Annotated in this window: 13 protein-coding genes and 1 tRNA gene; 3 read left to right on the top strand and 11 right to left on the bottom strand. The window is 55.7% G+C overall.

Features of this window, described 5'->3' with window-relative positions; translation table 11 throughout:
* Positions 1 to 20 precede the first annotated feature (20 nt).
* The 7 genes from RBB82_RS19230 to RBB82_RS19260 form a co-directional block, all read right to left on the bottom strand.
* Entirely contained in the window at positions 21 to 3,254 is a 3,234-nt protein-coding gene (locus tag RBB82_RS19230) for an efflux RND transporter permease subunit (protein ID WP_433972358.1), read from the bottom strand.
* On the bottom strand, positions 3,254 to 4,570 hold the full coding sequence (locus RBB82_RS19235; RefSeq protein ID WP_433972359.1) for an efflux RND transporter periplasmic adaptor subunit: 1,317 nt from the start codon (positions 4,568 to 4,570) through the stop codon (positions 3,254 to 3,256). Before RBB82_RS19235 ends, RBB82_RS19230 begins: the two co-directional genes overlap by 1 nt.
* A 2-nt stretch (positions 4,571 to 4,572) precedes the next feature.
* On the bottom strand, positions 4,573 to 5,991 hold the full coding sequence (locus RBB82_RS19240) for a TolC family protein (RefSeq protein WP_433975417.1): 1,419 nt from the start codon (positions 5,989 to 5,991) through the stop codon (positions 4,573 to 4,575).
* 17 nt (positions 5,992 to 6,008) lie between these two features.
* On the bottom strand, positions 6,009 to 7,055 hold the full coding sequence (locus RBB82_RS19245; RefSeq protein ID WP_433972360.1) for a YncE family protein: 1,047 nt from the start codon (positions 7,053 to 7,055) through the stop codon (positions 6,009 to 6,011).
* A 93-nt stretch (positions 7,056 to 7,148) separates the two neighbouring features.
* Positions 7,149 to 8,645 carry a sensor histidine kinase gene (locus tag RBB82_RS19250; RefSeq protein ID WP_433972361.1) on the bottom strand — a complete coding sequence of 499 codons (1,497 nt, stop codon included), beginning with the start codon at positions 8,643 to 8,645 and terminating at the stop codon, positions 7,149 to 7,151.
* Positions 8,642 to 9,331, bottom strand: a complete 690-nt coding sequence (locus tag RBB82_RS19255; protein ID WP_433972362.1) for a response regulator transcription factor — start codon at positions 9,329 to 9,331, stop codon at positions 8,642 to 8,644. The genes RBB82_RS19250 and RBB82_RS19255 overlap by 4 nt, the downstream gene beginning before the upstream one ends.
* 104 nt (positions 9,332 to 9,435) lie before the next feature.
* Positions 9,436 to 9,527, bottom strand: a tRNA-Ser gene (locus RBB82_RS19260).
* Between the two features lie 105 nt (positions 9,528 to 9,632).
* On the opposite strand from RBB82_RS19260, the gene queG reads away from it, so the two are divergent.
* The 3 genes from queG (at position 9,633) to RBB82_RS19275 (ending at position 14,100) form a co-directional block, all read left to right on the top strand.
* Positions 9,633 to 10,775 (top strand): tRNA epoxyqueuosine(34) reductase QueG, encoded by a 1,143-nt coding sequence (gene queG / locus RBB82_RS19265; protein ID WP_433972363.1) that lies wholly within the window; start codon positions 9,633 to 9,635, stop codon positions 10,773 to 10,775.
* A gap of 135 nt (positions 10,776 to 10,910) precedes the next feature.
* Positions 10,911 to 11,876, top strand: a complete 966-nt coding sequence (locus RBB82_RS19270; RefSeq protein WP_433972364.1) for a YihY/virulence factor BrkB family protein — start codon at positions 10,911 to 10,913, stop codon at positions 11,874 to 11,876.
* Positions 11,860 to 14,100 (top strand): PP2C family protein-serine/threonine phosphatase, encoded by a 2,241-nt coding sequence (locus RBB82_RS19275; protein WP_433972365.1) that lies wholly within the window; start codon positions 11,860 to 11,862, stop codon positions 14,098 to 14,100. Before RBB82_RS19270 ends, RBB82_RS19275 begins: the two co-directional genes overlap by 17 nt.
* 201 nt (positions 14,101 to 14,301) lie before the next feature.
* Here the strand turns inward: RBB82_RS19275 and RBB82_RS19280 are convergent, their stop codons facing one another.
* The 4 genes from RBB82_RS19280 to ybaK form a co-directional block, all read right to left on the bottom strand.
* On the bottom strand, positions 14,302 to 15,525 hold the full coding sequence (locus RBB82_RS19280; RefSeq protein ID WP_433972366.1) for a YncE family protein: 1,224 nt from the start codon (positions 15,523 to 15,525) through the stop codon (positions 14,302 to 14,304).
* Positions 15,526 to 15,735: 210 nt separating this feature from the next.
* The gene (ccsA, locus tag RBB82_RS19285; protein WP_433972367.1) at positions 15,736 to 16,473 is read right to left on the bottom strand and encodes a cytochrome c biogenesis protein CcsA; all 738 of its coding nucleotides are present in this window, start codon (positions 16,471 to 16,473) and stop codon (positions 15,736 to 15,738) included.
* Between the two features lie 24 nt (positions 16,474 to 16,497).
* Positions 16,498 to 17,187 carry a heme exporter protein CcmB gene (locus tag RBB82_RS19290; RefSeq protein ID WP_433972368.1) on the bottom strand — a complete coding sequence of 230 codons (690 nt, stop codon included), beginning with the start codon at positions 17,185 to 17,187 and terminating at the stop codon, positions 16,498 to 16,500.
* Positions 17,184 to 17,684 (bottom strand): Cys-tRNA(Pro) deacylase, encoded by a 501-nt coding sequence (gene ybaK / locus RBB82_RS19295; protein WP_433972369.1) that lies wholly within the window; start codon positions 17,682 to 17,684, stop codon positions 17,184 to 17,186. The genes RBB82_RS19290 and ybaK overlap by 4 nt, the downstream gene beginning before the upstream one ends.

Consider the following 17,684-nt stretch of genomic DNA (forward strand, 5'->3'; position numbering starts at 1 on the left):
GCGGACGGCATTTCAGAGCATCACCGGTGCTTAGTTTTCGTCAGGTTGTAATAGATAACGGGGGTTGCGATGAGGCTGAGAAAGATCGAAGTCGACAAACCGCCAATAACAGCAATCGCAAGAGGCTGAAGCATCTGCGCACCTGCACCAAATGCAAACGCGAGAGGAAGCATTCCGCAGATAGCGGCGATAGCAGTCATACAAATGGGACGAAGTCTGCGCTGCGCTGCGTGCAGCATCGCTTCGCGGGCAAGATCTACGTCAGGCGTATGGTTGGAATCGCTGAGCAGGGCTTCCGCGTGATCAGGAAGAGTATCTAAGCCAGTATGTCTTCCTTCGGCACGGTACCTCTCGTCAGCATCGAGCAATAAAATTCCATTCTTCGCGACGATGCCAATGACCATGATCAGACCCATAAAGCTGGCGACGTTAAATAGGGTGCCTGTGACAAGAAGTGCCACAACAACACCCGTGATAGAGAGCACCGAGCTCGCAAGGATTGCGACTGGTGCCGAAAAATTACGAAACTCCGTCACTAGAACACCGAAGACGAGTGCGAGGGCAAGAATAAGGACTCGAGCAAGATCGCTAAAAGACTTTTGCTGCTCCTGATAGGTTCCACCGTACTCGACGCGCACACTGGACGGGAGATGAAGCGACTGAACGGTCGAACGAACACGCTTCATCGCTGAGCCAAGGTCAGACCCTTCGAGACGACCACTCACGAGAACAACCTGTTGTAGATTTTCGCGGCGAATCTCATTTTGTGGCGGTAACTGCGTCACCTGAGCAAGGGATCCAAGAGTCGCCGTGTGGCCTGTGCTGGAGTTGAAAACCGTGTTCTGAATGGAGTCGAGCGAAGCGCGAGAGTCTTCGGGGAGTCGAATGCGAATCGTATAAGGTCGCCCATTGACAATCATAGGATCGTTGGTCGGTAGACCATCCAATATTGCGGTCGCATCTTCCGCAACTTCTGTTGGTGTAAACCCGAGTCGCCCGGCTAGTACCGGGTTGATCTGAAAACTCGTTGCCGGACCTGAGATTGTGTTATCGACGCCATTTTGTACGTCGACTACACCGGGGATCTTGGTGATTGCGTCTGCAACCTTTGGCCCTAACTCGTGAAGAAGAGCCGCATCAGAAGAGAAGAGCTTAACCTGTATCGGTTCAGGTGAATTAGAAAGGTCGCCGATCATATCCTGAAGGACTTGTGTGAACTCCACATCGATGGCTGGTTCTGTCTTCTTGATCTCAGCGCGAACGTCCGCGATGACTTCGTCGATCGAACGGGAGCGTTTGCTCTTCAATCGGACGGTGAAATCGCCATAGTTAGCCTCGGTCACAGCGGCGAGGCCCATCTGCAGACCTGTTCTGCGAGATGTTATCTCTACCTCTGGCGTGTCGTGCAGGATCTGCTCTACATGAAGCAAGATGCGATTCGTCTCGGAGAGCGAAGTGCCGGCCGGTGTGAGGTAATCCAGGATAAAAGCGCCTTCATCCATCTCGGGTAACAAGTCAGTCCCAAGTGCGCGATAGCTGAAATAGCCGGCGACTACGACGACGAGGCAAGCCAGGCCAAGAAGTAGTGGTCGGGTCAGAGTCCACATCAGCAACCGGGCATGGAGATGAAGGATCTTGCGCATCACAGGACCATCTTCGTGATCGCCATGAGTGGCATTCAGCACCGAACCAGAATCCGCGTCGGTAGAGGTAACGCCTTTCCTGCTTTGCAGGAGATGCAATGAGAGAGCAGGAGTCCAGGTCAGGGCCAACAGTAGCGAAGTGAGCAAAGCCGCAGTCATCGTGACCGCGAGCGCGCGAAAGAAGCTTCCCGTGACTCCCGATACAGCGATCAGAGGCAGGAAGACCACAACGGGCGTGATGGTGGAGAACACGAGAGGGGTGGTGATCTCGTGTAGCGCCTTACGAATTGCCTCAACCCGAGACTCTCCGCGATCTCGATGAACAACGATATTTTCGACAACGACGATCGCATCGTCGATGATGAGGCCGATCGCTGCGGCAAGGCCACCGAGTGTCATCAGGTTGAAAGACTGGCCGATGAGCCAGAGAAACAAAATCGTGACCGAGATCGTCACTGGAATGACAAGTCCCGCGATAAGCGAAGAGCTCCAGTCACGCAGAAACAGAAATAAAATAACGCACGCCAGAACTAGACCGATAAGGATTGCATCACGGACACTTGCGATGGCCTCCCGAACAAGCTGCGACTGATCGTAAAACGGTACAAGGTGTACTCCGTTGGGGAGCTTCGTCTGTAGTTGTGCGATCTCATCGGCCACAGCATTCGCAACCTGAACTGTGTTGGATGAAGGCTGCCTGGCAATGTTGAGAAGAACGGCAGGTTTACCGTTTGAAGTGACCATCGTGTAGACAGGCATCGTTGCCGGTTGAACTGCGGCCACGTCTGCGACACGTATGGGAACGCCGCCAGAAGACGTCTTGACGACGATATCGGATAGTTCATTGCTATTGTGAGCCTGGGCACCGACGAGGCCGAGAACGAGTTGATGGTTTGCCTCATAGAGCCCTGGCGAATCGATGATGTTCGATGTCTGAATACCATTCACAAGGTCAAGCAGAGTGACACCTGAAGCCTGCAACCGAGCGAGGTTCGGAACAACATGAAACTCTGGTATCTTCCCTCCTTGGACAACAACGGTGCTAACGCCGTTCACTCGATTCAGAGGGGGTTTGAGATCGTAGGTAGCAATCTCCCACAGCTGTGTCTGCGAGACCAGATCTTTTCCTGAAGCGTCTGTATCTACGGTCAGCGCGTATCCAAGGATCGGAAAGGTAGCAAAAGTCAGGCGGTTCGTAGTGATCCGTGCGGTCGCTGGCAGTGACTGCTGTACTTTGGCAAGCGCAGCGTCGGTAAGTTGGAGCGTGCGATACATGTCGACGTTCCAGTCGAAGAAGAGGCTGATCTCCGCTGATCCTCGACTTGTAGTACTACGGACAGTGACCAGGCCGGGGACGCTGTTGATCGCATCTTCGATGGGCTTCGTAAGCGTGACCTGCATCTGTTCGACTGGCATGACGCCGTTGTCGACGCCGATTACGACACGAGGGAAGTTGGTATCCGGGAAGACCGAGATCGGAACCTGTGTGGCCCCATAGATTCCTGCGAACGTTAGGACGATCAGAAAAAAAAAGATCGGTTTCGAAGCGTACGAGAGCCAGAATTGTTTAGTCTGTTGTGGAACAACAGAAGTGACGTCGACGATGGGCATCACTGATTGCCCTTCTTTCCAGCTTCTGGCTTTTCGGAAGTATCGGAAGAGTCTGACTTGTCCGTGTCGGCCGTTCCAACCTTTACCTTTGTTCCATCGTCAAGTCCATAAGCTCCGATTGTTATAACGCTATCGGCAGCAGTTAGACCGCTAAGCACTTGAACGGTCGAAGCCGTCTGAATGCCGAGTACAACTGGACGTTTGTGGGCAGATCCGTCCGCCGCAATCACCATGACAGACTTCGTTATTCCGTCTGCTGCCGTTTGAACGGCTTCCGTAGGGATCAGCGTTGCGTTAGTTGCGGTGCGCCCTGTGATAACAGCGTGCACCGCCGTGCCAGCCCTGAAGAGGCCTTTCGGATTTTCGACTCGAAGCCACACTTCAACCGTAGTACTTCCCGGATCAAGTGCCGGACTAATAAGCGATACTTTGGCCGCAACAGGATCTGTAACACCGGGGACTGTGACCTCGGCGGAAGCTCCCACGGTCAGTTGCTGAGCCAGCATCTGGGCGATGTGTAGTTTAGCTAGTAGAGCCGATGTGTCCATTACGGTGATTACCGGCATCCCAGCCCCGGCAGTTTCGCCCGCAAACAGCGGGCGATCTGTGACCACTCCGTCAATCGGACTTCGTATCTCGGTGTAGCTCAGCTGTGCCTGGGCGCCGAGATACTTTCCTTTCGCAGAAGCCAGTTGTCCTCGAGCATTCTCCAGGGAGGCTTCGCGGCTCACCTGCTGAACCGCGTCAAAATGTTGCTTGGCGATATCGTAAGCGGCTTGCGATTGCACAAGAGTAGCCTTAGCAGTATCGAGATCCCTTCCTGGAATCGCCCCCTGAGCGAGTAGCTGGCTTCGCGCCGCCACAATGCTTCGGTTAAGCTCAAGCGTGGCCTTAGCCTGGGTCAAATCTAACTGCGCCTTTGTGTAGTCCTCAGGCGCGGTCGCTCGTGTCGCCGTCTCATACATGGCTTGAGCAGAGCGATACGCCCCTTTGTTATCCATCGCAGCAGCTTCAAGGTCACTGTTTTCTAAGGCTGCCAACAACTGACCCGCTTTCACGTGCGACCCTCGCTGCACGTAAAACTTCCTCACCGGCGCTGTAACCTTGGGCGAGATAGCCGACTGAGCAAGTGGAGCGAGCGTAGCGTCGGCTGCAATCTGCTCGGAGATGCTGCCAACCTGAGGATGAACCGCCTGGACAGTAACCTCTGGCGTCGGCGATTCTTCTGTCTTCTTGCATCCCGTTTCGAACGAAAGGAAAGTACTGAATAAAATCACGAGCAGCGCATTGGTTCTAATTGTTTGGATACGGGCCATGATTAAATTGTTCCTGTCAGGATCTGCAAATTGGCAAGCGCAGTTTGGTAGCGAGTGATGCCATCTTCATGTGCAAGCTCAGCGTTGGTGAGTGAGTTTTGCGCATCCACGACTTCAAACACAGTAGCTTCACCGGCCATGTAACGTAGCCGCGTCAAACGTAAGCTCTCTCTGGCGGTTTCGGCGCTTAATTCAAGCGATTGAAGTTGATCTCGAGCAACTGACGCTTCAGCGTACGACTCATCGAGTTGGGCGATGAGATGACGTTGAGTGGACGACAGCGTGGTCTTGGCGACATCGCGCAAGATCTGTGCTTGTCGAATCTTGTGTTGGGTTGAAAGCCAATCCCAGACCGGGATATCAAGTGTCGCTGTAGCCGAGTAGCCTAAGTTGTGTGAGCCATCGCTTCCGTGCGTCGCAAACTGTTCGGCATCGATACCATAAGCGAAGTTGAGGCTGAGATCGGGCAGGTAAGCTGCGCGAGCCGCGTTCACATCAAGGCTACTGATACGAAGAGCGCTCATCGCACTCTGGAGTTCAGGGTTTAAATGAGTAGCTGCCGTTTCGACCTCGGCTCGGCTTCCGAGAGCTGGCGGGGTTGCTGGTGCGCTCAGGGCGAAGGGTGCCCGCGGATCGGGAAATAGCAAAACGGCAAGCTCGAGCCGCGTTTTTTGAACCTGCAGTGCCGCATCAGCGACATCCCGCTCACGCTGCTGCTGTTGTAATTGAGCTTTAACCACGTCCGCGTGAGCAGCTTCACGAGCAGTCTCTCTTTGCTCGGTAAGTGTAGTGAAGCTTGACGCTTCCTGAGAAGCTCTTTGAGCGACGGCTAGCCTATGGTCTGCAGCCAGGGACCCATAAAATAGCCCAACCACCGCCGACACCAGCCCTCGCCGAGCTATCTCCAATTCGGCAGAAGCTACAGCTGCTGCGGCTGAGGCGCGGGATACAGCGGTAATCTGCTGAAGTCCGATGGTTTCGCTGACGCTGCCTTGGCTGACGTACTCATGCACAGCGTTATTGGCGATGAATCGTGGACTTGAGCCTGCAGTTGATGAAGTGGCGCTGGCGTTATTCGATCCAGTCGCTCCATCCGCCGGTTGCGTGTAGATAAATTGATTGTGGTAGACAACGCTTGGAAGTAACGCTGAACGCGCAATGGAGCGGTCTAGATTACTCACGCGACTCGCCGCAACCGCTGCGGCGAATCCAGGCTCGTTGCTTCGAGCACGTAATATTGCCTCATCCAAAGTGATGGTTACGGGAGCAATAGTCTGTGATGCTGCGCTCGGAGACGGAACGGGTTGGGCCGCCGCCTCCTGCGCGTAGAGAGAGACATGAGAGAAACAAAGCAAGAAAGTGCCCGCAAGCAATAGTCTTTCACTTGCGTTACAGTCAACTCTTATTTGATCTCCCGCCATACGACGATTGAACATAGCTAATCGCGTCCGACCACGAGGACTGTAAAGGTGCCGGCGATAACAGAGGGACGTGGGCGCGGATTGTCGGCAGTCGCGGCAGGCTTTGGTCCGAACTCTGCGCTGACTAGATAGATCCGTCCATTTTTCCGATCAAACGCCATCGTGCGCGCGCCTTTCTGCGTCGGTAGAGATTGCAGAATTGGGTAGTTGTGCTTACCAGCATCGACAATCGTGAGAGTTCCGTCTCCATTTGATGAAAACGCTAGTTTGCGCGCATCATCGTAAGCCGCCGCATCAGGTCCATCTCCGATAGTTGGCGAAGCAAGAAATTTACCGGACTTCGAATCAGTGACGACCATCTTTTTCCCGTCGCATACTGAAAACAAACGATGTCCGGCAACGTCGATCGCCATTCCCGAGGGTGAGTCGCATCCAGTGAGTGGCCACGTATCCGTCGCCTTATTAGTGAGAGCGTCGAGCCGCACAATCTCATTCTTGTCCTCTATATTCACAAACACTGTCCCACTACCATCGACGGTAGGGAACTCTGGTTTGCCTGGCAGAGGAATCGTCGCAATGGCAATGCGCTTTGTTGTATCGATAACAGTTACATTTGCGCTGCGGCCATTGAACGCCCATACCGTCTTTGTGTGTGGCTCAAATACGATGCCATCCGGATTCGTCCCAGCGGGAATAGAAGCTATCTTTTCCAAAGACGAGCGATCGAAGACGATTACAACATTCGCGCCACCGTCGGAGATGTAACCAAACTTGCCAGCATCGTCGAACGCAACTCCATGAGTCCCTTTCAACCCGGGGATGTTGCCAACGATTTTTCCGGTATTTGTATCCAGGACATCGACGCGGGGGCCGTGCGTAACGTACAGGTGAGGTGCGCTCGGATCAACGGACAGATAGTCCCACCCCCCCACACCTCCGACGACCCATTTGGTCTGAACGCTGAATACCTTTTGGGCTGCGGCTTGATTGTGGTTTAAAGCAATCAGGGTTGCCCCGGCGACGAAGAGTTTTCCAAAGAGTGCGCAAACTTTCTTTGCAGTCATATATCTCCATTTTGCTCGGCTAGCTTGTAACCGGCATCTCTACTATTGCAGGTCAACCTTAAGACAGACTGAAGAGCAGGGGACTGAGAAATATTATTGGTAACTTTCAGGAAGAGTGTTTTCGTTCGATACGGTCTCTTCCGAAAACTTCTTCATGGGTACCCAATCGGTAGAACTGCGTTCGATGCGTAGTCGGACAACAGCATTTGTTCCTAAGCCTGGATTACTCGTGATTTCAATAGTGCCATTTGCTTTATTGACGATGGCTTTACAGATGGCGAGGCCTAGACCGGTTCCACCTGTACGTCGGCTTCGAGACGGGTCGTTACGATAAAAGCGGTCGAAGATGTACGGTAGAAACTCTGCTTCAATGCCACTGCCCTCATCGGCGATCTCCAGCTCAATCCATACTCCTGCTGATCTACCGGTTATTTGCACGACGCCCCCGGCTCTACTATGTTGCAGCGCATTCATCAATAGATTGGAACAGAGCAGCTCCAACTCTTCCTCCTCAATCTCCAAGGTCAGAAGACTGGGAGCCGAGAGCTTTACACGTACCTTGTTGAGCTCGGCAAACGTATCGAGCTGCGCCACGACGTTCTTGATGACTCGTGCAAGATCTGTCGAAGGAGTGACCGAGCGGTTGTCCCTCTCCTTTGGAGAACTCTCGACGCGAGCAAGAGTCAGCATTTTGGCTACGATCACCTCCATGCGTTGGCAGTCGGTCTGGCACCGTTCAAGGCCTGCATGGTACTCATCTACAGATCTTGGTTTCATGTTCAATAACTGAACAGACGATTTGATCACTGCGACGGCAGTCTTTAGCTCGTGAGCAGCGTCGTTTGTAAACTGACGTTGTTGTGTGAAGGATCGTTCGAGCCCCTTCATCGCAGTTTCGAGAGCTGTCGCGAGAGGCGCCAGCTCTGTCGTTTCACGAATCCGAGCTGACGGTGAAAACTGCCATGAATGAACCGATAGACCCGAAGCCTCTTTGGCAAGTTCGTCGAGAGGCGCAAGTCCTCTGCGAAGCAGCCAGGACATTCCTAGTCCGGTAATGACAACGAGGAATAAACTCGTGATCCCATAAAATAAGAATGCATTTTGTACCGCTTCCCACACTTGTCTGGTCGGGGCACCATAGACGATCGTCACGCGCCTCTTCACCCCGCCGCTCTTCTCTCCTGGATCGACAATTCGGAGCCCGTCGATTCGAATCGTTCGATACCGTTCGCGTCCAACACGAATCTTTTCAAACTGGTTCGACTGTGCTCCAAACATATTCGAGCCAGAAGGTGCTTTCCAGCCGGGCGAATGTCCTAGAACACGGCCGTTTTCGTCCCACACTTCATAGATATCCTCACTCGGCAGATTGATCTCTGTGCCATCGAGCATGACGTTATCCTGAGCGTCATCGGCGTCCTGAACAGCGCCGAGAAGCGAGTCAGCCCGGCCGCGCAGCATAATATCGAAAGCATGAAAACGGACGTGTCTCTCATATAAAACGGCGAGACCAGTCCCTACTAGAGCAGAAGCAAGTTCGACAAGAAGTACCGAAACGATGAGTTGCACCTTGATGGACTGAATCCTCATCCGTTTGCCTGCTCCTTCAGAGATAGCCGGTATCCGCGCCCGCGAAGGGTTTCGATGCTTGGTTCGGTTGCACCTGAGTCCAGTTTTCGGCGCAGATTGGACACATGCGCTTCGATAACATTCGAATGGTGCTCCCAGTTGTAGTCATACAGATGTTCGAGCAGTTCGCGTTTGGAGACAATCACCTTCGGCCGATGCATCAGATATTCGAGAATGTGGTATTCCGTGGGCGTCAGATCAATCGCAAGCCCTGCGCGCCGAACCGTCTGTTGAAGAGTGTCGAGCTCAACATCCGAAAGACTCAATATGGGATGTGCACCGCCCTTACCTCGTCGAATGAGCGCCTTCGACCGCGCAATCAACTCGCCAAGGTCGAACGGCTTGGCAAGATAGTCATCGGCGCCGGCATTCAGCAGTTCGATAATCGAAGTCGCTTCACCGCGCGCTGTGAGAATCAGCACTGGCGTCAGATCGCGCTCCGCTCGAAGCTTCTTCAGAACGCCTTGACCATCCAACAGAGGAAGCATTAAGTCCAGGATGATGAGGTCATAGCAACGATGACTCGCCAGCGATGCTCCCATCTGGCCATCCAGAGCGCAGTCAACGGCGAAGCCGGGAGTGTCACGAAGAGCTGCGGCCACATTCTCCGCTAGCCTCACCTCGTCTTCTACAAGGAGAATACGCATGTAGAAAGTATCGTTGATGAATGCTTAAGCGAACCTGAAGAACAACTATTTGCAGTGGAAGAGAGGATACCGCCCTATCGGGAGGGCGCCGCGCAACAGGCGAATGGCGGAGAGTGAGGGATTCGAACCCCCGATAGACTTACGCCTATGTCTGATTTCGAGTCAGGTGCATTCAACCGGGCTCTGCCAACTCTCCGCGTTCCTTTATTTTATCTCAGGAGAGCCTATTGCGGCTTCGCTCAGTCGACGGATTTATCCTGAAAGCAACCGAAACGCACGCTTCGGCTGGGGAGTAAGGAATTTGCAGAGTCAATACTGGACACCCGAGCTTGAGTTGTGGCTACGCGAACTGGCCGTAGCATCCGGTTTTGATACTGCCGGGGTGGCGCCTGTCATCGCTGCTAGCTCAGACACTGGCGGCGATAGCGTCGATGCGGAGCGATTTACCAAATGGATATCCGCCGGCAGAGCAGGCGAGATGGAGTATCTAAAGCGCCGCAACGAGCAGGGAGTCCTGCTGCGGAGCGACGTGCAAGTAGCAATGCCGTGGGCGCAGTCAGTCATTGTCTGTGCCCTTAACTACAACGCCACGGGGCCACTCTCTATCGACGACGCTCCTCCCGATACAGGCTGGATCGCTCGCTACGCGTGGAGCGGGCGAAGCAAAGGCGAGGATGAGGATGCAGACGAACTCGCCCCCACTGACTATCACGAAGAGCTATTAAGCCGCTTGCGAAAAGTGGAGTCGGAGCTGCGCGAGCGGTTCGCCTGTGAGACGCGTTCCTACGTTGACACCGGCCCCCTCGTCGAGCGGGCCGCGGCTGCGAAGGCCGGGATCGGATGGATCGGCAAAAATACCTGCATCATCGATCAGAAGCTCGGTTCGTGGCTGCTCCTCGGCGTCATCATTACTTCGCTGCCGGTAGCGTCCGGCGTAGAACGCCACGTAGCAGCCGATCGATGCGGAAGCTGCACGCGGTGCATCGACGCATGCCCCACAGATGCGCTGGTTGCTCCGCGCGAGATGGACGCCTCCCGCTGCATTGCGTACCTGACGATCGAAAAGAAAGGCAGTATCGCGGAAGAGCTACGCGCACCGATGGGCCGCCAGGTCTTCGGGTGTGATATCTGCCAGGACGTCTGCCCGTGGAACCGCCGCGCACCGGTCTCTTTCCACCACGGCATGCTGGCGCGAAATCAACTCATCAATCCTGCGCTCGAATGGCTTGCCGGGATGGATGCAGCAGAGTTCAAGCAATGGTTTAAAGGTTCACCCCTCGAGCGGACCCGGCGCAAGCGGCTTCATCGTAACGTCGCGATTGCAATGGGAAACAGTGGAGAAGACCGATTCATCGACCAATTGAAGCAGTGGAGCGAGGGGGAAGATCCCGTCCTGGCGGAGTCCGCAGAGTGGGCGCTAAGACGCATCCAGAGACCCGATTAGACTCGATGGTCAGGCCAATGTGACCTGAAACTCCGCGCGGTGACGAAGTACCGCTTTCAAGTGGGAGGCAAAACAACTCCCTCTGCTAGCATCGGAGTGAACAACGGCGATCGCAATCCCGCTTCGAACTCTTCTATGCCCTCCATCTTGCCTGACAAGTCCGCAAACTCCGTCTCCACCAATGCCGATCAGCCGGAGCTGCCACCAAAGCCGATCGAAGAGGTCGCGCCGGTCATCCGCGATTACGGTATATCGGCGCAGATCGTCGCGCTAGCTCGTTACATGGCTCGTACTGAGGTCCATACCTACGCATTCAGCGTCGCAGCCAACGTAATTCTCTCGCTATTTCCCTTCATCGTGCTGCTGCTCACGCTCAGTCGCAACGTCTTCCATTCGCGGTCGATGGAGGAGGTCGTCGGCGACATGATGAAGAATCTTTTACCCGTCGGGCAAGACTTCGTCATGCGCAACATGCAGCTTCTGGCCCATCCTCACAAGGGAACACAGATATTCTCGCTCGTCATGCTGCTGGTCACCTCGACGGGAGTGTTTTTACCGTTGGAGGTCGCGTTGAACCGCGTCTGGGGCGTCCGGCAAAACCGTAGTTATCTTCACAATCAGGTCGTATCGCTGGGCCTTGCATTTGCGGTCGGCGTCCTCGCGATGGGCTCAGTCGCGTCCACGGCAAGCCAGCAGACGATCCTCTCGTGGCTCTTCTTCGGGCACACCGAGAACGCTATCTATCACTTCATCTCGTACGGATTTCTACGGTTAAGCGCCGGACTCGCCGGTATTCTCCTCTTTTTCCTCATCTATTGGGTGTTGCCCTATCGAAAGGTTCCGGCGCGTGCGGTCCTTCCTACCGCGATCGTTGTTGGCCTTCTCTGGCAGGCGGCGAAGGTCCTCTATATTAAGGCGCTTCCGTGGCTGGATTTTCAGTCCGTGTACGGTCCGTTTTATATTTCAGTAGGGCTGATGATGTGGGCGTTCCTGTCCGGGTTGCTTCTACTGGCAGGCGCACACTTTTCAGCTACGCGGTATACCTTGAGGCTTGCACGTCAGGCGGAGCGGGAGGCGGCAAACGATGCAAAATCCGATTAGCTCTGACCGGCCGCGTGAGCCCAGGTCGTGGAGGAGACGGATTCCGACAGGATTAGCCGGAGCGGCATTCTGGCTCGGGGTATGGTTCGTCGTACTGTTTGTACGCCGTTGGATTCCCGGAGCATTCGGGAACTTTCTTGGCATCATGCAACTCTTTGTCGGCCTTGCTCTCGTGGCCGTTGCTGTGCCATTGATCTGGCAGTTCATCCGGAAGCACATGCTCTGGAGCCTGCGTAACAAGCTGGTGCTGACCTATCTGTTAATCGGTCTCGCACCAGTGGTCCTGTTTGTGACGCTGGTAGCCGTGGTGGCCTATGTTGCCGCCGGTCAGTTTGCCATCCATCTTGCCGACTCGCGACTGCAGGCAGAGTTGGCCCAGATGAGCGTCGAGAATGAACATCGTGCAGAGCGAATCGCACAGGACCTGGAACGTCAGTCGCCAGGTTCAGTAGAAGCTTCAACGGGCGTTATTGCCGAGAGCGAGCGGTCTATCGCGCTGGAGCTTCCTCGGATGAGGTTGCATCGTGAGATGCAGGCGTTCCTTAACGGCGTACCGGTCAAATTCGATTCAGGTCCGAATGGCAAGACTCCGTTCGGATTGCCTCCCTGGGCAACGGAGTTGAACGGAGATCACTACTCCGGACTGGTTCTCGATGGCAGTGACCTGTTCCTCGTCGCGGTCCAGCAACAAAGATGGAAGGATGGAAGGATCTTCAGCCTGATGTCCAGCCTTCCCGTAGATGGCCCCGTTTTGACGATCGTTGCGGAGGGCCTGGGCCATGCAAGTCTGCTGCCGGTGCGTGCAGGAAGCGGCTCGAACGAGGCGAAAGAGGGTAGTTCAGCAGCTCAGGCTGATCAACGCAGTCTGGCTTCAAAGCCAAAAGGCACAGGATCCACTGCGCAAGAGAACGACTCGAAGGCCACTAGACGATCGTGGATCGTCGGTGGTACGGAGCCGCCGTCGATCAATGTGGTGGACGTGCCGGTGAGCTTTACTTCGACGTTGCCGATAACGGACTGGGATACTGGCAGACCTGACAGCGTCTTCTTTGCTGTCGAATCACGTCCGTCACTGCTATACAACCAGTTGTTCGGAGCATCCCTCAGCGGAATTGTGACGAACGTGCTGCGCATCGCTATCGTATCGTTGTGCGTCATCTTCGCGATCATCGAACTGCTCGCGCTGTGGATGGCAATACGTCTAAGCCGTACCATCACCGCGTCCGTGGCGGATCTCTACAGCGCGACGCAGCACATCGACCGCGGCGATCTCGACTATCGCATCGGCGTCCAGCGTACCGATCAGCTTGCAGAGTTGAGCCGGTCGTTCAACACGATGGCAGGATCTCTCAAGAGGCTCCTTGAAGAACAGAAAGAGAAGGAGCGGCTGCAGAGCGAGATTTCAATCGCACAGGAGGTCCAGGCGAACCTCTTTCCTCTGCACGCGCAGGGCCTGGACACGCTTGAACTGCACGGAGTCTGCCGCCCGGCGCGCTCGGTCAGCGGTGACTACTACGACTTTCTCGTCTTCCACGAAGAGGCGCATGCGGGCATGATCAACCGTCGGGAGACCGGCGTCGGCATCGCGATCGGCGACATCAGCGGCAAGGGAATCTCTGCGGCGCTGCTGATGGCGACGCTTCACTCTGCTGTTCGCGCCTACCGCTTTGCCAGCGAAGAGCTTGTCTACAGCGAATCAAGCGTAGCCGGATTAATGGCTAGCAGAGAAGCTCGCGGTGGTGACTTCGATGAGCTGTTTCAATCTCCGGGACGCATCTTATCGTTGCTCAATCGCCATCTCTACCGAAGCACGCAGCCGGAGAAGTACGCGACCCTATTCCTCTCCCACTATGACGCAGGCTCGGCAATGATGACCTACTCGAATGCGGGGCAGTTGCCGCCCCTGGTGCTGAGCAGGGACGGAAGCATTCGCAGGCTGGACAAGGGCGGAACAGTCGTCGGCCTCATGGACGGCATGCACTACGAAGAAGACCGCTTCAAGATGCTGCCTGGTGACATCATGGTGGCCTACTCAGACGGCGTTACTGAGCCGGAGAACGACTTCGGCGAGTTCGGCGAGGAGCGGTTGATGGAGGTGGTCGCCCGGTACCGCGATCAGCCCCTGCATGTCATCTCCAGCCAGGTGATGCAGGCCCTGGACGCCTGGATCGGCGCCGATGAGCAGCCGGACGACATCACCCTGGTACTGGCGCGGCAGGTTTAGAAAAAAATACTTTGAAAAGTTGGCGTATTTTTTGCTCTGCCAAAAGTGTGCGCTAAGCGACCATCTTTACCATGCGTCCCACCACGTTTTGACCACCAAAACACCACGCAAAACAAGAGGTTTTTCCGCAACCCCTATCAAAAAACGCCAGCAAAAGTGGCAATTCTCTGCCCGCGCCACCACGCAACTTTTTTTGGAAAATTATGTCTTCCCACGAATGGCTTTGACGACGATCGCGTTAGGCGAACTGCCTGCGGGAAGGATCGTGAAGAGCGCAGGTCCCTGCTTTCCTTGTGTTCGAACCACCGCAATGTCGCCCGAATGCGTGTCCGCAGCAAGCAGAAGATGCTCATCCGCAGAGAATGCGAGCGCATCGGGCCCCGAGCCGGTACGCACGCTCCCAGCAAGCTTCCCGTCGTCAATACTGTACAAACCGATCGAGTCTGCACCCGAGTTCGACACCCACAACATGCTGTTATCGTGACTCACGACTCCGTACTTTGGCCCACTCCCGATGGTGTAAGTCCCCCCAACTTCATTGGTCCAGGTCGAGATCTCAGAGATGCTGTCCGATCCGAAGTTGGAGACAAATATCTCGCCGCCATCCGGCTTCATCGCTAGGTGAACAGGGGATTTGCCGACATCGAGGAACACCAGCAGGTGGTCGGTTAGGAGTGCAGGATTTTGCTTCGCTGCCCACGATCCCGGAGCTGCTGCAAGACTAAGTGCCATGATCTGATGACCCGCTGAACACGCTACAAATGCCTTCGCGGAGTCAGGAAGAATCGCGATGTCAGCAGAGCTGGGGCAGCCTGAGAATGTCGAGCGAAGGCGTATCGCTGGCTCAGACCCAGCAGCAGCGGTGTTATAGGGGGTCACATCGAAGATGGAAACACTGCCGCTGCCGTGATTGCTGACGACGAGACTGCGGCCGTCGGGTGAGATGCGTGCGAGTTCAGGCTGTTCGCCAGTACCTGCAGCACCAATCTCTCGGCGACGATCAAGATCGAGTGTGCTCACACTGTTCGATGCGGAATTGACAACGTACGCGCGGTGGCCAGACGGATCAACGGTAATGAATTTAGGCTGGTGATGAACGGGAATCGTGGCAACGACGCGATTGGCATTTGCATCGATCACCGAAACCGTCCCGGATTGACTGTTGGCGACGTAGACCTCGTTGCGAATGGGATTGACAGCCAAAGCGATGGGATTGGCGCCTACCTGAAGGGTTCTATCCTGACGGAGATAGACGAGATCGAGAACTGTGACTGTATTCGAGCCGTCGTTGCTGATGTATGCGAACTCCCGGTAGCCGTCGGGGACGTCAGGGAAGCTGCTTCGGCGGCAGCCGGATATGCCGATGAGGAGCGTGGCTGCAGTAACAGCGCGGCGAAAAAAAAGACGGTGGTGAGGGGTGGGCACTGTTGGGAGTTTATCTCGGAGTTCATCTGGAGTTTGTTCAGGCGGCACGAACGCGGCAAGACCTGAGGGTTTAACGGCGCGTGCTCCGAATGTGGAACCAGTTCCAGACGACCCAGCAGAAATAGCCCCCCTGGATAACCAGAACTGAAACGTAAGCGAAGAGCAGATGCCGGTGAGGCATGGTGCTTAGGTCAAAGAACGACTTCCAGGTCATTGCGGAATCTCCAGCGAAGCTTCAATGGCTTTCAGAGCAGCTTCCTGCTCGGCGAACTGGCGGCGACGCTCTAGCGAGAAGCGGAAGATTACGATGCAAATGCCCCACAACGACCATCCAGCCAGGTTCCAGAAGAAGGCTGGAAGCATGGATGGGTCGACACCCGAATCGGGTCCGCCGCCGAAGACTGGGGCAGGGTGTTGGGTACGCCACCACCGGATGGACATGTAGACGATGGGTACGTCAACCGCGGCGAATACGGACAGAACCGCGGCCAGGGTGTGAGTTTGGCCGGTGGAGGAGAAGCGGCGGAGCATGAGGTAGCTCATATATAAGAGCCAAAGCAGAAGCATGCTGGTGAGGCGCGGGTCCCAGGTCCACCAGATGCCCCATGTGGCGCGTCCCCAGAGCATGCCGGTAAGCAGGCAGATACTGGCGTAGACGACCGTGACTTCGGCGGTGCTGAGAGCGAGGGCGTCGGCTGTCAGGGCTTTGAGGGGGTCTCGGCGGCGCCAGTAAAGATAGAAGAGCGAAGCTGCGAAGTTGATGTAGGGAAAGATCAGACTCAGCATCGCGATCGGGACGTGATAGTAGAAGATGCGTCCGGTGTTTCCTTGAGCCGCGTCTGTGGGGACGAGGAAGATCGCTTGTCGAAAACCGACAATGAGGACAGCGACACTGATTCCGAACCAGAGCCAGGCGACGTTTCGGAGAGTGGGGGTGCGCTGCTCCATACTTTTAGTTTATCGCGAAAGCCGTCATTCAGCGTTCAGCACGGTCTCAAAGAGCAGGATACAGACCGTTGTGAAGATGATGTCGTAACCGGCGAGTTGCTTGATCCAGGTATTGATCTGAATGGGGTCGAGATCGGCGGTGAGGACGCCGGTGGTGGCCTGAACCATCGCGAGGATGGCGGGTAGGGATATGGGTAGGAGTAGCAGGGGGAGAAGTAGCTCGCGATTGCGAGCGCGAAGGCCGAGGGCAGCAAAAAAGGTCCCGTTGACGACCAGAGCCCAGGTGCCGAGAGGGAGAATCAGGGCGAGGAGCCAGAGATTGCCGAGGGCATGGAGGTTGAAGAAGACGATGAAGATGGGGGCCAGGACCGCTTCGACGACGAGAACGAAGAGCATGTTGGCGATGGCTTTGCCAAGAAAGAGCGCTGAAGCGGGGGAGGGGGCCATGCGCTGGGCTTCGAGGACGTTGTTACGCTGTTCGCGTCCCCAGGACTGGTTGAGGGCGGTGATGGAGGCGAAGAGCAGCGCGACCCATAGGATTCCGCCGGAGATCTGACGTGTCACGGTGGGGAAGCTCGTGGGGTCAAAGGCGAGGCCGAAGACTACGACGACCAGGAGAGCGAAGAAGAGCATTCCGTTGATGGAGTCGCGGGAGCGCCATTCGAGGCGGAGGTCTTTGCGGAGATGATCGAGGACGTGCCAGAGGTACTTCATGCCGGAGCTGGGCCTTTGGTGAGGTCCGTGATGGTTGCTTCGGCGGCGCGGAGGTAGTCGGCTGGGGCGAGGATGAGCTGGAGACCACGTTGGCCGGCTGAGACAGAGATCTGGTCAAAGAGTTCGATGGTCTCGTCAGCGTAAGCAGGGAAGGGTTTCTTCGCGCCCATGACGGTGACTCCTCCGCGGATGTAGCCGGTGAGCGGTTCGACATCTTTGAGGGATGCTAGTTCGGCCTTTTTTGCTCCGGCGGCATGGGCAAGCTTTTTGAGGTCGAGCTCGGCGTCGCCGGGGATGACGGCGAAGAGGTGGTCGCCGGTGTTCGTGTGGGCGACGAGGGTTTTGAAGACCTGCTCGGGGGGGAGGCCTATCTTGCGGGCGACGGAGATGGCGGTGAGGTCGTCAGGATCGACTTCGTATGGGCGCAACTCGTAGGGGATGCCGAGGGTGTCGAGGAGGCGGGCGGCGTTGGTCTTGGCTGGGTGAGCGGTCTTCAC

The organism is Tunturiibacter lichenicola, assembly GCF_051013355.1.
Classification (GTDB): Bacteria; Acidobacteriota; Terriglobia; order Terriglobales; family Acidobacteriaceae; genus Edaphobacter; species Edaphobacter lichenicola_F.

Coding starts and splice junctions, on each gene's coding strand:
- RBB82_RS19230 (WP_433972358.1), bottom strand. CDS start 3,254: ATGCCCATCGTCGACGTCACTTCTGTTGTTCCACAACAGACTAAACAA.
- RBB82_RS19235 (WP_433972359.1), bottom strand. CDS start 4,570: ATGGCCCGTATCCAAACAATTAGAACCAATGCGCTGCTCGTGATTTTA.
- RBB82_RS19240 (WP_433975417.1), bottom strand. CDS start 5,991: ATGGCGGGAGATCAAATAAGAGTTGACTGTAACGCAAGTGAAAGACTA.
- RBB82_RS19245 (WP_433972360.1), bottom strand. CDS start 7,055: ATGACTGCAAAGAAAGTTTGCGCACTCTTTGGAAAACTCTTCGTCGCC.
- RBB82_RS19250 (WP_433972361.1), bottom strand. CDS start 8,645: ATGAGGATTCAGTCCATCAAGGTGCAACTCATCGTTTCGGTACTTCTT.
- RBB82_RS19255 (WP_433972362.1), bottom strand. CDS start 9,331: ATGCGTATTCTCCTTGTAGAAGACGAGGTGAGGCTAGCGGAGAATGTG.
- RBB82_RS19270 (WP_433972364.1), top strand. CDS start 10,911: ATGCCCTCCATCTTGCCTGACAAGTCCGCAAACTCCGTCTCCACCAAT.
- RBB82_RS19275 (WP_433972365.1), top strand. CDS start 11,860: ATGCAAAATCCGATTAGCTCTGACCGGCCGCGTGAGCCCAGGTCGTGG.
- ccsA (WP_433972367.1), bottom strand. CDS start 16,473: ATGGAGCAGCGCACCCCCACTCTCCGAAACGTCGCCTGGCTCTGGTTC.
- RBB82_RS19290 (WP_433972368.1), bottom strand. CDS start 17,187: ATGAAGTACCTCTGGCACGTCCTCGATCATCTCCGCAAAGACCTCCGC.